We start from the raw sequence: 14,855 nt of genomic DNA, 5'->3' as shown, positions 1-14,855 counted from the left end.
GTCGCGCGCGTCACAGCGCGAGCCGGCGTTGCCATTGCAGCGGCACGTGAATGCGTTTGGTCCAGTTGCCGTCCCAGTCGACGGTCAGGCCCGTCAGGCGCAGGGCATCGGCGATGCGGTGACCGATGGCGAGGGCCGGCGCTTCGCCGCTCTCGGTCGCGCCGTAGTTGAGCCACAGCCCGCCGCCTTCGACGGCGCGCTCGGTGTCCTGCATGTGGAAGAAGGTGTAGCCGTGCACGTTGTCGCCGCGTTCGCGCGCGGTATCGATCTCGTCGCCGATCTCCGCCACGCCGCAGGTGCCGCAGCAGGTGAAGTTCTGCCGGCACACCACGCCCTGCGTTTCGAGCGCGGCGAACGCCTGCTCGAGGCGGTCGTGGTCGGTCAGCGCGGGCCAGCCGGCCGCTTCGTGGTGATAGGCCGCGGTCTCGTCTTCGAGGATGCGGCGTGCGTGCGTGCGCAGCACGTCTTCGCCGTGTGGCTGGAGCTCCAGCACTTCCAGCGCGTTGTCGATGATGGAATCGGCGTCGACGTACCCGCCGCGCAGATCGCGCGCGATGTAGCCCCGCAGTTCGTCCAGTTGTTCTTCCAGCGATGGCGCGCCGTGCGCCGGTCGCGCCTCATCCTTCCGGAACAGTCCCACGATCTTCCGCCAGACCATGCCCCACCCCCTGCGTCCCTGTGGTGGGACGCAGCATGGAGGGTCCGGCGGCGCGACTCAACCTTCGCAGGCGTCGAGCTTGAGCTTCTGGCCCGGCTTGATCGCGAAACGCGGCGCCTTGAGCTTGTTCGCCTTCGCCAGGTCGCCGGTGTCGCACTGGAACTTCTGCGCGATGGCCGTGAGCGTTTCGCCGCGCTTGACCGTGTAGGTCGAGGGCTTGGACGGCTTGGCGGGTTTGCTGCGAACCGGCGCGGCGCTGGCGCCTGCGCTGCCGACGCCCGCGCTTTCGGCCTCGTACACCGCATCCTCGGCCTGCACCGGCGTGACCGGACCGGTGCGCACGATCGCGCTGGAGGCATCGCTCATCACCAGCGTGTGCGCCAGTTCGGCGCGCTGGCCCTGCGTGCAGTGACGGCCGTAGAGGCCGACGATCTTGGTGGTCGCGCTGAGCACAGTGCCGGTCGGCAGGTACTGGTCGGCCTGGTAGCGCGGGTTGAGGTTGCGCAGCGCGCGCATGAAGCCCTCGCGCGTGCCGCCGTTGCCCAGGCAGATGGTGAGTTCGTAGATCGAGCTGGGCTTGGCAAGGCGCAGTGCCGCCGGACGCGCATCCACGCGCGGCAGCGTCAGGCCGTATTCCTTCGGATGCAGGAACAGCCATGCCGCCGCGATCACCATGGGCACGTAGTCGCGGGTTTCGGCCGGGAACTGGTTGTAGACCGATTCGTCCCAGAAGTTGCCGCCGCCGGAGGTGTTGTACACCCGCTGCGCGCGGCCTTCGCCGCCGTTGTAGGCGGCCAGCGACAGCTCGATGCTGCGGTTGAGCGTGCCGAGGCGTTCGTTGAAGTACTCCGCCGCCGCGGCGGCCGAGGCACGCGCGTCGTAGCGCGTGTCGAAACCGGTGCCGTCGTCGCCCAGGCCGAAGCGGCGACCGGTGGCGTACATGAACTGCATCGGCCCGGCCGCGCCGGCGCGCGAGGTCGAATGCACGCGCCCGTTGGATTCCTTCGCCATCACGCCGAACAGCAGCGCTTCGGGCAGGCCGGCGCGCTGGAACTGCGGCCACATCGTCTGGCGCAGGTACTGGTAGTTCTCGAAGGTGTCGATCAGCGACGGCCGCATGTCGGTCAGCCAGCGGCGGATGCCCGCCTGCACGGCCGGGTTGTACTGGACCATCTTCACGAACTGCTGGCCGTCGGCGCTGAGCAGCGCCGCGGCGCGCGCGGCTTCGGGCACGTCGGCGGTGATGCTGCCGGCCAGCCCTTCCTCGTCGTTGTCCTCCGGCACTTCGTCGCCCGAGGCCAGGTCGGCGTTCTGCTTCAGCAGGCGCTTGTAGGCGGCGAGCATGGTCGTGGGCGAGCAGCCCTTCTGCTTCACGCAGGCGGCCATGATGTCTTCCATGTCCTCGAGCGAGGCATCGACTTCGGTGCGACCGGCCGGATCGGCATTGCCGATCTTCACCAGCCCGGCGCGATAACGCGCCTCGGCCGCCTGCATGCGCGTGTTGAGCGCGTCCACCGCGGCCTGGTCGCGTTTGGAGAGCGCATGCGCCTGCGGCATCGCGGCGAGGAGAGCCAGCGCGAGCAGCGCGGCGGAAGAACGGGCGATCACGTGCATTGACAGCGCAGGAGCGTGGAAGCGGGGGGCATCGCAGGGTATCCGCCCGCGTGCGAGCGCGACAAGCCGGAAACGTCCGATTCGCGGTGCACGTCCGGATGAACGGGCGCGCCCACGCGACTTCCGGAAGATTCCCAGGATGAACACGGGCGCCCGCGGCCGCGCCTAGAATCGCCGCAACTCCCGTCCGCGCATTCCCCCGAGATCCCCATGGACCCGATCCTGCTAGGCAAGGCCGTCACCACGCCGCAATCGCTGCCCGACACGCAGGGGCACGTGTTCCTGCAACCGAAGTTCGGCAACCGCCATGGCTTGGTCGCCGGCGCCACCGGCACCGGCAAGACCGTCACGCTGATGACGCTGGCCGAAGGCTTCTCGCGCCTGGGCGTACCGGTGTTCCTTGCCGACGTGAAGGGCGACGTGGCGGGGCTCGCCGTCGCAGGCGCGGCGAACGAGAAGCTGCAATCGCGCGTGGCCGAGATCGGCCTTTCCAACTACACCAACGAAGCCAACCCGGTCGTGTTCTGGGACCTGTTCGGAAAGCTCGGCCATCCGGTGCGCACGACCGTCAGCGAGATGGGCCCGACGCTGCTGTCGCGCGTGCTTGAACTCAACGACACACAGTCCGGCGTGCTCGACATCGTCTTCAAGCTGGCCGACGACCGCGGCCTGCTGCTGCTCGACCTCGAAGACCTGCGCGCCCTGCTCGGCCTGGTCGCGGAGGAACGCAAGGACATCTCCACCAGCTACGGCCTGGTAAGCGCGCAGTCGATCGGCGCGATCCAGCGCTCGCTGCTGCGGCTGGAACAGGAAGGCGGCGAGCTGTTCTTCGGCGAACCGGCGCTGGAGCTGTCCGACCTCATGCGCACCACGCCCGACGGCCGCGGCGTGGTGAACATCCTCGCGTCGGAGCAACTGGTGCTCAAGCCGCGCCTGTATTCGAGCTTCCTGCTGTGGCTGCTGTCGGAACTGTTCGAGACCCTGCCTGAAGTCGGCGATCTGGACAAACCCAAGCTCGTCTTCGTCTTCGACGAGGCGCACCTGCTGTTCGACGACGCGCCGCCGGCGTTGCAGCAGCGCGTCGAGCAGGTCGTGCGGCTGATCCGGTCCAAGGGCGTGGGCGTGTACTTCTGCTCGCAGTTCCCCGACGACGTGCCGGACGACATCCTCGGCCAGCTCGGCAACCGCGTGCAGCACGCGCTGCGCGCGTTCACGCCGCGCGACCAGAAGGCGGTGAAGACCGCGGCCGAGACCTTCGTGCCCAATCCGGCGCTGGACGTGGCGAGGACGATCTCGCAACTGGGCACCGGCGAAGCGCTGGTGTCCACGCTGCAGGACAAGGGCGTGCCGATGCCCGTGGAGAAGACGCTGATCGCGCCGCCGCGCTGCCGCATGGGCGCGATCACCGAGGCCGAACGCCAGCAGGTGCGCAACACCAGCCCGGTCGGCCACAAGTACGACGAGCGCGTGGATCGCGAGTCCGCATCGGAGATGCTCGCCGCCCGTGCCGAGACCGCGACGCAGAAGAGCAAGGCGCCGCCGGCCCGCTCGCGCGAACAGGACGAGGCCGAGGACAGCGGCTTCGGCCAGGCCGTAAAGGACGCCGTGTTCGGCACGAAACGCCGTCAGGGCATGGTCGAGACCATGGCCAAGCAGACGGCGCGCACGGTGGGCAGCCGCATCGGTCAACAGATCGTTCGCGGCCTGCTTGGCAGCATCTTCGGCGGATCGAAGCGCTGACCGGCCGGTTGCCTCGTTTCCATGCCCGTCCCCCAACGCAAGGAGCACGCGATGTCCAGATCCATCACGAACGCACGCACCGCCCTGTTTGCCGCGGTCGCGCTCGCCGCGCTGTCGGCGTGCAGGCCGCAGGCGCCGGCTGAAACCGCTGCACCGCCCGCGCAACCCGAAGCCGCCGCGGCTCCGGCGGCGCCCGCGGCCGACGCGCGCCCCTCCGCACAAGGCGCGCCGTTCGACGTGAAGGCCTTCGCCGGTACGTTCGACGGGACCCTGCCCTGCGCCGACTGTCCCGGCATCGACACGCACCTGGTGCTCGCCGCTGACGGCACGTACACGATCAGCGAGACCTACAGGGAGCGCTCGGCGCCGGCGCTCACGGGCGACGGCACGTGGACGGTGGAAGAAAACAACCAGCGCCTTCGCCTGGACCCGAACAGCAAGGCGGACAACGATCGGCTGTTCGCGATCCTGTCGCAGGACGAGATCCGCCAGCTGGACATGGAAGGCAAGCCGATCGACAGCGCGCTGCCGTACAACCTGAAGCGGGCGGCGCAGTGAGGGCATGCACGCTTCACTACCGTCATCCCGGCGAAAGCCGAGACCCAGGCCCGCAACGTATCCGCAGGGGCCGAGCATCGCTCTTCGTCGAGCATGACGGCCTGGATCCCGGCCTTCCGGGATGACGGCCTTAGATAAGTCCGCGGCGGCTTGCCGAAACGGCGTCATCAATGTTGCGCCACCATTAGAATCCACCGTCGCGCGCCGCGCGTTCCACCGGAGTACCCATGGGCCGCTGGCGTCCGCCCGCTGAAAAAAGCACCGCGCTGATCACCCGCGCGGGCCACGACCGCCTCAAGGCCGAGCTCGACGAGCTGTGGCGCATCAAGCGCCCGGAAGTCGTGAAGGCACTCGCCGCCGCCGCGGCGGAAGGCGATCGTTCGGAAAACGCCGAGTACACGTATCGAAAGAAGCAGCTCGGCGAGATAGACCGCCGCGTGCGCTACCTGTCCAAGCGCGTGCCGGCGCTGCGCGTGGTGGACACCGTGCCGAGCGATCCGGAGGCGGTGTTCTTCGGCGCGCGCGTGGAAATCGAGAACGTCGCGAGCGGCGAAACGCAGCGCTATCGTATCGTCGGCCCGGACGAGACCGATGCGAAGACAGGCGCGATCAGCATCGATTCGCCGCTCGCACGCGCGATGCTGAAAAAGCGCCTGGACGACGAATTCGAGGCCATGCTGCCCGGCGGCGCGACACGCTTCGTGATCGTCGAGGTCGGCTACGACGATGGCGCCGACTGACGCCATCCTCCTGCGCGATGCCACGCCTGACGACGCGGCGTCGATCAGCGCGCTGGTGAGCGCGCTGACGCAGCGCTGGATCGCGCCGGATTGCGATGATGAAGGCATCGCGTCGCTGCTTGCGTTGATGACGCCGGAGCAGGTCCAGCGGCGCATCGACGAAGGCCATCGCAACGTCGTCGCAGAATGCGAGGGCCGCATCGTCGGTGTCGCCGTGTTGCGCCTGCCCTCGCACCTGTACCACCTGTTCGTCGCCGACGACATGCAGCGGCGCGGGCTCGCGCGGGCCTTGTGCAACGCGGTGACCGCAGCCGCCGACCCGGCCGTGCCCATCACCGTCAATGCGGCCCGGCATGCGCAGGAGACCTATCGCCGCCTCGGTTTCGAGGCCACCGGACCGGAACTGCACGAAAGCGGCCTGCGCTTCGTCCCGATGCAGTGGATGCGCCGCTGAGCGGCAGGAACCCGTCGCCCGCCCGCAGCTGCGGTAGCGTGTAGCTCTCTCCCCCGACCTACGCCGAATGGAACCCGACGAATTCCGCGGCCTGCTCACCGCCATCGCCATCGGCCTGCTGATCGGCGTCGTGCGCGAGCGGCACCCGCTCCAGTCCGATGCGCCGCACCCCGGCGCACCGGCGGCGGGCCTGCGCACGCATGCGATGGTGTCGATCACCGCCGGCGTGGCGGCGCAGATCGGCCTGCCGGCGCTGGTGGCGACGGTGCTCGCCGTCGGCGCACTGGCGGTCGTGTCGTACCTGCGCACGCGCGAACACGATCCGGGACTGACCGGCGAAGTCGCACTCCTGGTGACGGCATTGCTCGCCGCGCTCGCGCAGACGCAGACCACGGTGGCGGCCGCGCTCGCAGTCGTCGCGGCGACACTGCTGTTCGCCAAGCAGCCGCTGCACCGGTTCGCGCGCGACATCGTCAGCGAGCGCGAAGTGCAGGACGCCCTCCTGCTGGCCGCCTCCGCGCTGGTCGTCCTGCCGCTGCTGCCCGACGAGCCGGTCGATCCGTGGGGCGTGTTGGTGCCGTCGCAGTTGTGGAAGCTCGTCGTGCTGGTGATGACGGTCGGCATGCTCGGCCACATCGCGCTGCGTGCCGTCGGTGCGCGCTGGGGCCTGCCGGTGGCGGGCTTCTTCGCGGGGTTCGCGTCGTCGACGGCTGCCGTGGCCGGCTTCGGCCAGCGCACGCGCGCCGACGCGTCGCTGACCGCAGGCGCCGCGTCGGCAGCATTGCTCGCGAATCTCGCATCGCTGCTGCTGGTGATGGGCATCCTCGCGACCGCCGCACCGTCGCTGCTACGCGCGAGTGTGTGGCCGCTCGCGGCCGCGGCGGGCGTGCTCGCGATTGCCGCCGGATTCGGCCTGCGGCGTCAGGCCGACGCTCCATCGCTTCCGAACGAGCCGCAAGCCCGCGCGTTCAAGCTGAGTCACGGCCTGCTGCTGGCGCTGGTGATCGCCGTCGTTTTGGTGCTGTCGGCATGGCTGCGCAGCGTGTTCGGCGACATGGGCGCGCTGGCGACCGCAGTGCTGGTCGCGGTGGCGGAGTTGCATGCGGCCGCGGCGAGCATCGCGCAGCTGTCGTCGGTGGGGAACCTGACGATGACGCACGCGCAATGGGGCGTCGCGGGCCTGTTGGCCTCCAGCGCGATCGCGAAGACCGCGCTCGCCTTCGCCAGCGGGAATCGGCGCTACGGCCTCATCGTCGGCGGCGGGTTGATCGGAATGGCTGTCGCGTGTGCGGCGGTGACGGGTGTGGTGATCGCGTCGGCCTGAAGGAGCACGCAGCCTTCAAGCCGTCATCCCCGCGAAGGCGGGGATCCGTCTGTCCGATACATCACGCTCGCCGGATGGCTGAGGAGAGCTGACGCATGGATTCCCGCCTACGCGGGAATGACGAGCAAAAGCGACGCAAGGCGTTCAACGCGACCGACGCGCGTGCACGTGTCCCACGCGCCCAACGATCAATCGTCGAACGCGACCTCGCCGAACAGGTCGTGTTCGTCGCTGCCCATGATCTCGACGTCGACGAACTCGCCCGGCTTAACGCCAGCCATGAAGCCGTTCTGGATCTGCACCAGGCCGTCGATTTCCGGCGCGTCGTACATCGTGCGCGCGATGGCGAGTTCGCCGTCAAGCGCATCGACGATGCAGCGCTGCGTCGTGCCGACCTTCGCTTCCAGCTTTGCCGCCGAAATTTCCGCCTGCTTTTCCATGAAACGTGCGAGGCGCTCCTGCTTCACGTCCTCGGGAATCGCGTCGGGCAGCGCGTTGGCCGTAGCGCCTTCCACCGGCGAGTAGGCGAACGCGCCGACGCGGTCCAGCTGCGCTTCGTCGAGGAAATCCAGCAGTTCCTCGAACTCGGCTTCGGTCTCGCCCGGGAAACCGACGATGAAGGTCGAGCGGATGGCGATGTCCGGCGCGATGGAGCGCCAGCGCTGGATGCGTTCGAGCGTCTTGTCGACCGCGCCCGGGCGCTTCATCAGCTTGAGCACGCGCGGGCTGGCGTGCTGGAACGGGATGTCGAGGTACGGCAGCAGCTTGCCGTCTGCCATCAGCGGAATGATGTCGTCGACGTGCGGATACGGGTAGACGTAGTGCAGGCGCGTCCAGATGCCGAGTTCCGACAGCCCTTCGCACAGCGCCTTCATGCGCGTCTGGTACGACTTGCCGCGCCATTCGCGCTCGGCGTACTTCACGTCGACGCCGTAGGCGGAGGTGTCCTGCGAGATGACCAGCAATTCCTTCACGCCGCCCATCGCGAGCTTTTCGGCTTCGCGCAGCACCTGGTCGACCGGTCGGCTCACCAGGTCGCCGCGCATCGACGGGATGATGCAGAAGCTGCAGCGGTGATTGCAGCCTTCGGAAATCTTGAGGTACGCGTAATGCTTGGGCGTGAGCTTGATACCCGTGTCCGGAACGAGGTCCAGGAACGGGTCGTGCTTCGGCGGCAGCGCCGCGTGCACGGCGGTCATCACGCTGCCGTAGTCCTGCGGACCGCTGATCGACAGCACGCCCGGATGCGCTTCGCGGATCTGCTCGGGCTTCTTGCCCAGGCACCCGGTCACGATGACCTTGCCGTTCTCCGCGATGGCCTCGCCGATCGCGTCCAGCGATTCGGCCACCGCCGAGTCGATGAAACCGCAGGTGTTGACCACCACGACATCCGCGTCGTCGTAGGTCTGGACGATGTCGTAGCCCTCCACGCGCAGCTGGGTGAGGATGCGTTCGGAATCGACGAGCGCCTTCGGGCAACCGAGGCTGACGAAACCGACTTTGGGATTGGCAAGGGACATGGAGCGGACCGGCGACGATGGGACAGGCACGGCGGCCATCCGGATGGACGGCAGGCGGCGGCGGGAGGGCTGCGGATTATAGCCCCGCGCTAGAATCGGCCGGGCTCCTTTCCCCGTTCAAGCTGAACAGACATGGCCCACTGGACCGAACTGGACACGCCGCACGGCCCCGTGCGCGCCTGGCGCGACGAACCGGGCGGCCCGTCGCACGGCGCGGTGATCGTGCTGCAGGAGATCTTCGGCGCGAATGCGCATATCCGGGACGTCGCGGGGCGCTTCGCCGCGGCGGGCTTCGTCGCCCTCGCGCCGGCGCTGTACGACCCCGTCGCGCCGGGGATCGAACTTCCCTACGACGAAGCCGGCACCGCGCGTGGCGTGGCGCTGCGCAACGAGCTGGGCTTCGACCGCGCCATCGACATCGTCGCCGTGGCCGCCGAGACGCTCCACGCCGAGGGCCTGCGCGCGGGCGCGGTCGGCTTCTGCTGGGGCGGCAGCGTCGCGTTCCTCGCGAACACGCGGCTGGGCCTGCCCGCGGTGTCGTACTACGGCGCGCGCACCCTGCCCTTCCTCGACGAACCGCTGCGCGCATCGATGATGTTCCACTTCGGCTCGACCGATCACAGCATTCCCGAAGACGCCGTCGCGCAGCACCGGCAGAAGCAGCCGGCGGCGACGATCCACGTCTACGAACGCGCCGGCCACGCGTTCAATCGCGACGTCGACAACCACGTGTTCGACCCGCGCGCCGCCGACGTTGCGTGGCGCCGGACGATCGATTTCCTGCAGGAGAACCTGCGATGAACCGCACGGGCCACCACGGCGGCTGGCAGCTGCACGCGCAACTCGCGCAGGACACACACCCGGTCGCGCACCTGGGCCTGAGCGAACTGCGCCTGATGGACGATGCGAACCATCCCTGGCTGATCCTCGTGCCGCGCGTCGCGGGCGCGGTGGAACTCATCGACCTCGACGCGACCCAACAGGCCGCACTGCTGGCGGAGATCAACCTCGCGAGCCATGCGCTGCGTGCGCTATTCAAGCCGCACAAGCTCAACGTCGCGGCGCTGGGCAACGTCGTCTCGCAGTTGCACGTGCACGTGATCGCGCGTTTTCCGGACGACATCGCCTGGCCGCGCCCGGTGTGGGGCACGGCGACCGCGCAGCCCTACACGCCCGAAGCGCTGGTCGCGCGCATCCAGCAGTTGCAGGGCGCACTGAAGCAGTGACCTCGCGCGCGGCCTGCGACATCGAAGCGCTGGCCGACGATGCGTGGCTGCTGCGCTTCGGCGACCGCATCGACCCGGAACTCAATGCCGCGGTGCATGCGATGGCCGCGCGTCTGCGCGCGCTCGATCCGCCTTGGCTGCGCGACGTGGTGCCGGCGTTCGCGAGCCTGGCGGTGTTCTTCGATGAAGCCCAAGATCCGGCGCGGGTGCACGCGGCGTTGCAGGCGCTGGTGGAGGACGGCGGCGCATCGGCGCTGCCCTTGCGACCACGCGACGGCGTCATCGAAATCCCCGTGCTCTACGGCGGCGAACACGGCCCCGACCTGGAATCGTCCGCCGCCGAACTCGGCCTGTCGCCGCGCGAACTGGTCGAACGCCACAGCGCCGGCGATTACACGGTCGCGATGATCGGGTTCGCGCCGGGCTTTCCGTACCTGTCCGGGCTCGATCCCGCGCTCGCGTTGCCGCGCCTTGCGACGCCGCGAGCCCGCGTCGCCGCAGGCAGCGTCGCGATCGGCGGGGCGCAGACCGGCATCTACCCGCGCGAAAGCCCCGGCGGATGGCGGCTGCTCGGACGCACGCCATGGACGCTGTTCGATCCGCGACTCGAGCCGCCCACGCGACTGCAGCCAGGCGACCGCGTGCGGTTCCGCGCGATCGACGCGGACGAATTCGCGCGGCTTGCACCGCGACAGGGCGCGTCGTCGTGACGCGCCAGCTGCACGTCGTCGCGCCCGGCCTGCTGACCACCGTCCAGGACCGCGGCCGCAGTGGCTGGCGTCATCTCGGCGTGGCGCATGCGGGCGCGCTCGACGTCGACGCCGCGCGCATCGCGAACCGCCTCGTCGGCAACGACGGCGACGCGGCCGTGCTGGAATTCACCCTGCGCGGCCCGACGCTGCGCCTCGACGCGCCATCGCGCATCGCGATCGTCGGCGCGTCGCCCATCGCACGATTCGAAGGCGAAACCGTGCCCTCCGGACGGCCCGTTGAACTACCCGCGGGCACGCTCGAACTCGGCGCGCTGCGTGGCGGCGCGCGCGCGTGGCTGGCGATCGACGGTGGCATCAACGTCGAGCCGGTGCTCGGTAGTCGCAGCACCGACCTGCGCGGCGGATTCGGCGGGCTCGACGGGCGTGCGCTGTGTGCGGGCGACGTGCTGCCGCTCGGCATGGGCAGCGCGCGACAGGTCGATACGCCGCAAGCGCCGACGTGGTGGATCGATCCCGCGCACGACACGCACCTGCCGATCCGTTACGCCCCGGGCGCGCATGCGGCCGCATCCGCCCTCGCCCGCCGAAGATGGACCATCAGCGCCAGCAGCAACCGGCAGGGGCTGCGCCTGCAGGGCGATGCGCTACCGGCGCCCGGCGGCGATGGCGTGTCCGAACCGGTCGCACCCGGCACGATCCAGCTGCCGGCCGACGGCTGCCCCATCGTGCTGCTCGCCGACGCGCAGACCGTCGGCGGTTACGCGAAACTCGGGCACGTGATCGCCGCCGACCTGCCGCGCCTGGCGCAATGCGTTCCGGGACAGCCGCTGCACTTCGCGCCCGTCGATGCCGCGACCGCCCATCGGCTGGCTTGCGCGGCACGTGTACGCATCGCCAGAATCGGCGTGATGATCGACGCGCGCCTGCCCGCGATCTGAACCTTCCACTTCTTCTGGCGAACCCAATGAAATCCAACATCGTCGGCGCGCTGGTGCTGGTCGTGATCGGCACCCTGTTCCTGCTCAACAACCTCGGCTTCACCGACATGAGCCTCGGCCGGCTGCTGATGACCTGGTGGCCGGCGATCCTGATCGTCGTCGGCCTCGGCATGCTGTTCAAGCGCGGCTGAGGCCGCTCGGCCGCATCGTGGGCGCGCGCATCGACTTCAACTGCGACCTGGGCGAAGGCTGCGGCAACGACGCCGCGATCCTCCCGCACGTGACGTCGGCGAGCATCGCCTGCGGCGGCCATGCGGGCGACGAGGCGACGATGCGCGAGACGCTTCGTCTGTGCCATCGGCACGGCGTGGCGGCCGGCGCGCATCCCTCCTACGAAGATCGCGAACACTTCGGCCGTCGCGTGCTCGACGTCGCGCCGGCTGAAATCGCACGCATGGTGCGCGCGCAGATCGAACGCATTCGCGCGATCGCGCGCGAGGAAGGCGTGACGCTCGCGCACGTCAAGCCGCACGGCGCGCTGTACAACGTCGCCGCGGACGACCGCGCGGTGGCCGATGCGATTGCCGCGACGGTTGCCGACATCGACCCCACGCTCGCGCTTTACGCATTGTCGGGGTCGGAACTCGCACGCGTCGGCCTCGATCACGGCCTGCGCGTGGCGCACGAAGTCTTCGCCGAACGCGGCTACGACGCGCGCGGTCGGTTACGCCCGCGCGGCACGCCGGGCGCGGTGATCGAGTCGCTCGACGAGTCGATCGTGCAGGTGCGGCGCCTGGCATTGCGAGGCGAAGTCGTCGCCGACGACGGCCGCGTCGTCGCGATCCAGGCCGACACGCTGTGCCTGCACGGCGACCGGCCCGACGCCGCGGAGTTCGCCCGCGCGGTGCGCGGGGCGCTGGAAGCCGACGGCATCGCCGTCCGCCCGTTCGGAACCGCCGCATGAACGAGGCCATCAACTACTGGCCGCTGGTCGGCGTCGCATGGGTGGTCGTCGGCTTCGTGCTGCGTGCCAATCCGGTGATCGTGGTGGTCAGCGCGGGGCTGGTGAGCGGCCTGCTCGCCGGCAAATCGATGGGCGAACTGCTCGCGCTGCTCGGCGAGAGCTTCGTGTCGAATCGCGCGCTGCTGATGTTCGCGATGACGCTGCCGACCATCGGCCTGCTCGAGCGCGCCGGCCTGCGCGAGCACGCGTTGCGCTGGATCGAACGCTGGCACGGACTGACCCTGACGCGCCTGCTGGCGGGTTACCTCGCCGCCCGGCAGGGCCTGAGCATGATCGGGCTGATCGACATCGCCGGCCACGCGCAGACCGTGCGGCCGCTGCTGGCGCCGATGGCCGAATCGGCGGCATCGAAGCCGAACGGGCCGACGTCGCGCGAAGACACGCAGAAGGTGTACGCGCTCGCCGCCGCGACCGACAACGTCGGCCGCTTCTTCGGGGAAGACGTCTTCCTCGCCTTCGGCGCGGTGCTGCTGATCCAGGGCTTTTACGCCGAACACGGCATCCACCTGGAGCCGCTGCAGATCGCGCTGTGGGCGATTCCGACCGCGATCGCCGCGTTCGTGATCCACGCGATCCGCATCGTGTTCTTCCAGCGCGGCCTCGATCGCCGAACCGCGGCCGCACGCATCGCTCAAACCACGGCCGGATCCGATGCTGTCGATTGAGCACTTCTACCTGCTGCTGGCCCTGTTCCTGCTGTACGCGGGACTGCGCAACCTGCGCGAAAAGCGGTTCGTGCACGCGGCGTTCTGGGTCCTGATCGCCGTGCTCTTCGCCGGCGGGAAGTTCGTGCTCGATGCAGCTAAGACCGGCGACAAGCTTCCCGCACAGCTTGCGGGCGCCGCGGTGATCGCACTCGCGCTGCTCGCCGCGCGGATGCGCCGCGAACACATCGACGAAGCGCCGGCGGCGCAGCGACTCGCGTCGGCGATGCGCCTTGGACACAGGCTCTTCGTGCCAGCGCTGATCATTCCCGTCGTCACCGTGCTGATCGTGCTGTTCGGCGCGAAGCTGGCGATCGGCGGGACGCCCGTATTCGGCGAAGGCAGCATCACGCTGATCGGCCTGGCGCTGGCGTGCGTGGTCGCGACGTTCGCAGCGATCCACATCACGCGCGAGCGCCCCGCAGCCGCGCTCGGCGAAGGGCGACGCCTGCTCGACACGATGGGCTGGGCGGCACTGCTGCCGATCGTGCTGGCGACGCTGGGCGGTGTGTTCGCGGCCAGCGGCGTCGGCGACGCAGTGGCGTCCATCGTGTCGATGCTGATTCCGGCCGACAGCCGCCTTGCCTGCGTGCTCGCGTACGGCCTCGGGATGGTGCTGTTCACGGTGATCATGGGTAACGCGTTTGCGGCGTTCCCCGTGATGACGGCGGGGATCGGCCTGCCGTTGCTTATCGAGCAGCACGGTGCCGCACCGGCGATCCTCGGCTCGATCGGCATGCTCACCGGCTACTGCGGCACGCTGATGACGCCGATGGCTGCCAACTTCAACCTCGTCCCGGCCGCGTTGCTGGAACTTGACGACCCCAACGCGGTGATCCGCGCGCAGCTGCCGACGGCGATCCCGCTGCTGCTGGTGAACCTGGCGCTGATGTACTGGCTCGCCTTCCGATGAACGCCTCCCCGATGCCGCATGTGCTGCTGACCGGCTTCGCGCCATTCGGCGGCGAGTCCACGAATCCCAGCTGGGAAGCCGTGCAGGCGCTGGAGGGCGAAGTCGTCGCCGGGCACCGTATCGTCGCGCGCTGCCTGCCGGTGGAGTTCGACGCATCGCTGCACGCGCTGCAGCAGGCGCTGGACGAACTCGTGCCGTCGCTGGTGATCTGCGTCGGCCAGGCCGGCGGCCGCGCGCAGATGTCGCTCGAACGCGTGGCGATCAACGTCATCGATGCGCGCATCCCCGACAACGCAGGCGCGCAGCCGATCGACGAACCCGTCGCGGCGGATGGCCCGGCCGCGTATTTCACGAGCCTTCCGATCAAGGCGATGCTGGCGGCGCTGCGCAACGCGGGCTTTCCCGCGGAGATCTCGCAGACCGCGGGCACGTACGTGTGCAACCACGTGTTCTACGCGCTGATGCACGCGCTGCGCGGGCTGCCGGGTGTGCGCGGCGGCTTCGTGCACATCCCCTACTCGCCCGCGCAGGCCGCGCTGCATGCCGGCGCGCCGAGCCTGCCGTCGACAGTGGTCGCGCAGGCGTTGCGGCTGGCGGTGGGGATCGCGCTCACGGTCGAGCACGATGTGCGGATGGGGGGCGGGGCGACGCATTGAGGGCGCGAGCGGCTCGGTCGTCGTCCACTGCGAGCACCATCGCTCCCCAGCTGTCATCCCCGCGAAGGCGGGG

Annotated in this window: 17 protein-coding genes; 14 read left to right on the top strand and 3 right to left on the bottom strand. The window is 69.5% G+C overall.

Annotated features, from left to right (window positions below; all coding sequences use genetic code 11):
- Window positions 1-10: 10 nt before the first annotated feature.
- Together GOY17_RS06985 and GOY17_RS06980 are read right to left on the bottom strand one after the other, a co-directional pair.
- Complete coding sequence (locus tag GOY17_RS06985) at window positions 11-658, bottom strand: DUF6891 domain-containing protein (protein ID WP_157029833.1); 648 nt, start codon at window positions 656-658, stop codon at window positions 11-13.
- A 57-nt stretch (window positions 659-715) separates the two neighbouring features.
- Window positions 716-2,272, bottom strand: coding sequence for a transglycosylase SLT domain-containing protein (locus GOY17_RS06980; protein WP_157029832.1), 1,557 nt, complete (start codon window positions 2,270-2,272; stop codon window positions 716-718).
- 210 nt (window positions 2,273-2,482) lie between these two features.
- On the opposite strand from GOY17_RS06980, the gene GOY17_RS06975 reads away from it, so the two are divergent.
- The 5 genes from GOY17_RS06975 (at window position 2,483) to GOY17_RS06955 (ending at window position 7,088) form a co-directional block, all read left to right on the top strand.
- Window positions 2,483-4,012 carry a helicase HerA-like domain-containing protein gene (locus GOY17_RS06975; protein WP_157029831.1) on the top strand — a complete coding sequence of 510 codons (1,530 nt, stop codon included), beginning with the start codon at window positions 2,483-2,485 and terminating at the stop codon, window positions 4,010-4,012.
- A gap of 51 nt (window positions 4,013-4,063) precedes the next feature.
- Window positions 4,064-4,570, top strand: a complete 507-nt coding sequence (locus tag GOY17_RS06970; RefSeq protein ID WP_198173844.1) for a copper resistance protein NlpE — start codon at window positions 4,064-4,066, stop codon at window positions 4,568-4,570.
- A 227-nt stretch (window positions 4,571-4,797) separates the two neighbouring features.
- Window positions 4,798-5,310 (top strand): transcription elongation factor GreB, encoded by a 513-nt coding sequence (gene greB / locus GOY17_RS06965; RefSeq protein ID WP_157029829.1) that lies wholly within the window; start codon window positions 4,798-4,800, stop codon window positions 5,308-5,310.
- Entirely contained in the window at window positions 5,297-5,764 is a 468-nt protein-coding gene (locus tag GOY17_RS06960; RefSeq protein WP_157029828.1) for a GNAT family N-acetyltransferase, read from the top strand. Before greB ends, GOY17_RS06960 begins: the two co-directional genes overlap by 14 nt.
- A 67-nt stretch (window positions 5,765-5,831) precedes the next feature.
- Window positions 5,832-7,088 carry an MgtC/SapB family protein gene (locus GOY17_RS06955; protein ID WP_157029827.1) on the top strand — a complete coding sequence of 419 codons (1,257 nt, stop codon included), beginning with the start codon at window positions 5,832-5,834 and terminating at the stop codon, window positions 7,086-7,088.
- A 188-nt stretch (window positions 7,089-7,276) separates the two neighbouring features.
- Here the strand turns inward: GOY17_RS06955 and rimO are convergent, their stop codons facing one another.
- Window positions 7,277-8,608, bottom strand: a complete 1,332-nt coding sequence (gene rimO / locus GOY17_RS06950) for a 30S ribosomal protein S12 methylthiotransferase RimO (protein WP_157029826.1) — start codon at window positions 8,606-8,608, stop codon at window positions 7,277-7,279.
- 132 nt (window positions 8,609-8,740) lie between these two features.
- On the opposite strand from rimO, the gene GOY17_RS06945 reads away from it, so the two are divergent.
- Genes GOY17_RS06945 through pcp form a run of 9 tightly spaced genes read left to right on the top strand, consistent with a single transcriptional unit; the run spans window position 8,741 to window position 14,782 of the window.
- The gene (locus GOY17_RS06945; protein WP_157029825.1) at window positions 8,741-9,409 is read left to right on the top strand and encodes a dienelactone hydrolase family protein; all 669 of its coding nucleotides are present in this window, start codon (window positions 8,741-8,743) and stop codon (window positions 9,407-9,409) included.
- Window positions 9,406-9,834: an HIT domain-containing protein gene (locus GOY17_RS06940; protein WP_157029824.1), complete on the top strand. Its 429-nt coding sequence runs from the start codon at window positions 9,406-9,408 to the stop codon at window positions 9,832-9,834. The genes GOY17_RS06945 and GOY17_RS06940 overlap by 4 nt, the downstream gene beginning before the upstream one ends.
- Entirely contained in the window at window positions 9,831-10,544 is a 714-nt protein-coding gene (gene pxpB, locus GOY17_RS06935; protein WP_157029823.1) for a 5-oxoprolinase subunit PxpB, read from the top strand. Before GOY17_RS06940 ends, pxpB begins: the two co-directional genes overlap by 4 nt.
- On the top strand, window positions 10,541-11,485 hold the full coding sequence (locus GOY17_RS06930) for a 5-oxoprolinase subunit C family protein (RefSeq protein WP_198173843.1): 945 nt from the start codon (window positions 10,541-10,543) through the stop codon (window positions 11,483-11,485). Before pxpB ends, GOY17_RS06930 begins: the two co-directional genes overlap by 4 nt.
- 26 nt (window positions 11,486-11,511) lie before the next feature.
- Window positions 11,512-11,676: a LiaI-LiaF-like domain-containing protein gene (locus GOY17_RS18755; protein ID WP_181902663.1), complete on the top strand. Its 165-nt coding sequence runs from the start codon at window positions 11,512-11,514 to the stop codon at window positions 11,674-11,676.
- 17 nt (window positions 11,677-11,693) lie between these two features.
- Window positions 11,694-12,449 carry a LamB/YcsF family protein gene (locus GOY17_RS06925; RefSeq protein ID WP_157029821.1) on the top strand — a complete coding sequence of 252 codons (756 nt, stop codon included), beginning with the start codon at window positions 11,694-11,696 and terminating at the stop codon, window positions 12,447-12,449.
- Window positions 12,446-13,174 carry a DUF969 domain-containing protein gene (locus GOY17_RS06920; protein WP_232338547.1) on the top strand — a complete coding sequence of 243 codons (729 nt, stop codon included), beginning with the start codon at window positions 12,446-12,448 and terminating at the stop codon, window positions 13,172-13,174. The genes GOY17_RS06925 and GOY17_RS06920 overlap by 4 nt, the downstream gene beginning before the upstream one ends.
- Window positions 13,161-14,126 carry a DUF979 domain-containing protein gene (locus tag GOY17_RS06915; RefSeq protein ID WP_157029820.1) on the top strand — a complete coding sequence of 322 codons (966 nt, stop codon included), beginning with the start codon at window positions 13,161-13,163 and terminating at the stop codon, window positions 14,124-14,126. The genes GOY17_RS06920 and GOY17_RS06915 overlap by 14 nt, the downstream gene beginning before the upstream one ends.
- Complete coding sequence (pcp, locus tag GOY17_RS06910; protein ID WP_232338546.1) at window positions 14,123-14,782, top strand: pyroglutamyl-peptidase I; 660 nt, start codon at window positions 14,123-14,125, stop codon at window positions 14,780-14,782. Before GOY17_RS06915 ends, pcp begins: the two co-directional genes overlap by 4 nt.
- Window positions 14,783-14,855 lie beyond the last annotated feature (73 nt).

The organism is Lysobacter soli, from assembly GCF_009755585.1.
Taxonomy (GTDB): Bacteria; Pseudomonadota; Gammaproteobacteria; order Xanthomonadales; family Xanthomonadaceae; genus Lysobacter_J; species Lysobacter_J soli.
The sequence above is the reverse complement of the archived record's forward strand: the minus strand, read 5'-3'. Positions and strand labels throughout refer to the sequence as shown.

What these genes read in the sequence shown, in the direction of transcription:
- rimO (WP_157029826.1), bottom strand. Translation starts at nt 8,608, where the DNA reads ATGTCCCTTGCCAATCCCAAAGTCGGTTTCGTCAGCCTCGGTTGCCCG.
- GOY17_RS06975 (WP_157029831.1), top strand. Translation starts at nt 2,483, where the DNA reads ATGGACCCGATCCTGCTAGGCAAGGCCGTCACCACGCCGCAATCGCTG.
- GOY17_RS06940 (WP_157029824.1), top strand. Translation starts at nt 9,406, where the DNA reads ATGAACCGCACGGGCCACCACGGCGGCTGGCAGCTGCACGCGCAACTC.
- GOY17_RS06985 (WP_157029833.1), bottom strand. Translation starts at nt 658, where the DNA reads ATGGTCTGGCGGAAGATCGTGGGACTGTTCCGGAAGGATGAGGCGCGA.
- GOY17_RS06980 (WP_157029832.1), bottom strand. Translation starts at nt 2,272, where the DNA reads ATGCACGTGATCGCCCGTTCTTCCGCCGCGCTGCTCGCGCTGGCTCTC.
- GOY17_RS06915 (WP_157029820.1), top strand. Translation starts at nt 13,161, where the DNA reads ATGCTGTCGATTGAGCACTTCTACCTGCTGCTGGCCCTGTTCCTGCTG.
- GOY17_RS06960 (WP_157029828.1), top strand. Translation starts at nt 5,297, where the DNA reads ATGGCGCCGACTGACGCCATCCTCCTGCGCGATGCCACGCCTGACGAC.
- GOY17_RS18755 (WP_181902663.1), top strand. Translation starts at nt 11,512, where the DNA reads ATGAAATCCAACATCGTCGGCGCGCTGGTGCTGGTCGTGATCGGCACC.
- pcp (WP_232338546.1), top strand. Translation starts at nt 14,123, where the DNA reads ATGAACGCCTCCCCGATGCCGCATGTGCTGCTGACCGGCTTCGCGCCA.
- GOY17_RS06970 (WP_198173844.1), top strand. Translation starts at nt 4,064, where the DNA reads ATGTCCAGATCCATCACGAACGCACGCACCGCCCTGTTTGCCGCGGTC.
- greB (WP_157029829.1), top strand. Translation starts at nt 4,798, where the DNA reads ATGGGCCGCTGGCGTCCGCCCGCTGAAAAAAGCACCGCGCTGATCACC.
- GOY17_RS06955 (WP_157029827.1), top strand. Translation starts at nt 5,832, where the DNA reads ATGGAACCCGACGAATTCCGCGGCCTGCTCACCGCCATCGCCATCGGC.
- GOY17_RS06920 (WP_232338547.1), top strand. Translation starts at nt 12,446, where the DNA reads ATGAACGAGGCCATCAACTACTGGCCGCTGGTCGGCGTCGCATGGGTG.
- GOY17_RS06945 (WP_157029825.1), top strand. Translation starts at nt 8,741, where the DNA reads ATGGCCCACTGGACCGAACTGGACACGCCGCACGGCCCCGTGCGCGCC.